Origin of the sequence: Micromonospora sp. MH33 (assembly GCF_003013775.1) — a bacterium.
Lineage (GTDB): Bacteria > Actinomycetota > Actinomycetes > Mycobacteriales > Micromonosporaceae > Micromonospora > Micromonospora fulviviridis.
In genome coordinates this window covers 1-2,205 of the sequence record NZ_MUYZ01000555.1, presented here as the reverse complement: position 1 = coordinate 2,205, position 2,205 = coordinate 1, and the positions used below count along the sequence as shown (strand labels likewise).

The 2,205-nt window shown below is 75.4% G+C and carries 1 protein-coding gene and 1 pseudogene; one reads left to right on the top strand and one right to left on the bottom strand.

The features are described from left to right. On the bottom strand, positions 1 to 887 hold an 887-nt coding region (locus B0E53_RS35730), incomplete at its 3' end, for a serine/threonine-protein kinase (protein WP_146167948.1). Between the two features lie 556 nt (positions 888 to 1,443). Between B0E53_RS35730 and B0E53_RS35725 the strand changes: the two are divergent. Beyond that, positions 1,444 to 1,971: pseudogene (locus tag B0E53_RS35725) on the top strand (RNA polymerase sigma factor); the annotation flags it as partial. Between the last annotated feature and the right edge of the window lie 234 nt (positions 1,972 to 2,205).

Below are 2,205 nucleotides of genomic sequence, written 5' to 3'. Positions count from 1 at the left end.
CGGGTGCGGCTCGACCCGGTCGCGCCGCGCAGCGCCACCGGCACCATCGCGGTGGGCGCCTCCGAGCCGGCCGCGCGGGCCGCCTCGGCCATCGCCGCGGCGGTGGGGAAGCGGTCCGCCGGGTCCTTGGCCAGGGCCCGGGCCACCAGGTCGCGGGCCTGGTGCGGAATCTCCACCGGCAGTTCCGGCGGCTCGTCGTCGAGGTGCCGGACCGCCACCTGGAGCGGGTTGTCGCCGGTGAACGGCGGGCTGCCGGTGAGGCAGCAGTAGGCGACCGCGCCGAGCGCGTAGACGTCGGTGGCGCCGGAGACCGGGCGCCCGGCGGCCTGCTCGGGGGCCATGTAGAGGGCGGTGCCGGGCACCGCGTTCGTGCTGGTGATGCTGGTCACGTTGGTCGACCGGGCCACCCCGAAGTCGACCAGCACCACGGTGCCGTCGTCCTGCACGAGCAGGTTGCTCGGCTTGACGTCACGGTGGACGATGCCGCGCGTGTGCGCCGCGTGCAGGGCCTGGGCCACCTGCGCCACGATCGACATGGTCTCGCCGACCTGGAGCTGCCCGGCCGCCTCGATCCGACGGGAGAGCGGCTCGCCCGCCACGAACTCCATGACCAGGTAGTCGGCGCGGCCGCCGTCGGGCAGCTCGTCCTCGCCGCAGTCGAAGACCTGGACCACGCCCGGGTGGCGCAGCGACGCCATGATGCGCGCCTCGGCGCGGAAGCGGGCGATGAAGTCGGGGTCGGAGACCAGCGCGGGCAGCAGGACCTTCACCGCGACCGGACGGCCGAGCACCAGGTCGGTGGCACGCCAGACGTCGCCCATGCCGCCGGTGGCGACACGGTCATCCAGGCGGTACCGACCGCTGAGTACGACGTCTGAGGACAGCACCCCCATACCGTACCCAGAGTGGCGGCGGAGTATTTCCCGCGATCTCTCCCGTCACGACCGGCGGGCGGCCCGACGGGGCTCGGCCGAACGGTCAGCCGCCGCCACGCCGAATGGCTGACCGTGACGGCGCGCGTACGATCGGCCAGGAATGAGCGCTCGGCAGTTCGTGTGTCCGGGTTCCGGCGTGGTGCACATCCCTGTTCACCGGCGCGCAGCGCCCTTACGGTGGCGTTCGTTACATCGACCCGCCGTGACCACGCGTTGAGAATTCTCACTCTTTTTCCGGTGGGCGGCACCTTGTCGAACCCACCCTCCGCTCCTAGCGTTGGCCGGGCTCCCGGCCGCCCCAGGACGCCGGTACGGTATGTCCGCCAACGGCCGTCCTGCGCGGCGGTGTCCATAGGCGCGCCCGCACCTCCCTGTGCTGGTGCGGATCAGGCCAGCGGGGGGCTGATGGTGCGGGTGGAGGTCCGGTCGTCCGACCGGGCGGGCGTCGGGCACACCGGCACCGGCGGGCGCCGGTCCGGGGAGTCGGCACGTCGGGAACGGCGGAACAATGACCGGTGAGCTGAACGAGGCGGTCGTCGCCGCTCAGGCGGGCGACGAGGCGGCGTTCCGCTTCCTCTACCGCAGCCTCCAGCCCGGCCTGCTCCGCTACCTCACCGCCCTGGTCGGCGCCGACGCCGAGGACGTGGCCTCGGAGGCGTGGCTCCAGATCTCCCGTGACCTGCCCAGCTTCACCGGCGGCGAGTTCCGCGCCTGGACGGTCACCATCGCCCGCAACCGGGCCATGGACCACCTGCGCCGGCAGCGGCGGCGGCCGGCCCTTCCGGTGCCCGTGCAGGCGCTCAGCGAACTGGCCGGGGACGCCGACACCGCCGAGCGGGCCGGCGAGACCATCGGCACGGAGAGCGCCCTGGCGCTGATCGCCAGCCTGCCGCGCCGCGAGGCGGAGGCGGTGCTGCTGCGCGCCGTGATCGGGCTCGACGCGGAGACCGCCGGGCGGGTGCTCGGCCGGCGGGCCGGCGCCGTGCGTACCGCCGCGCACCGTGGGCTGCGCCGGCTGGCCGGGATGCTGGAGCGCGCGGATCCCGACCGGTCGTCGGACCGGGCCGGGGGAGCGACGCCGCCCCGCCCCCGTGCCGGCCGCGGACGGCAGGCGCCGCAGGCGCCGACCGGGCGGAGTCGGAGCGCCTCCTCGACGCGGCCCGCGCCGGCACACCCGCCGAGTCGGGGGGCGACCCGCTGGCGCACCTGCTCGCCGCGGCGGCCGCCCCGGCCGACCCGGGCGAGCTGGCCGGCGAGGAGCAGGCACTCG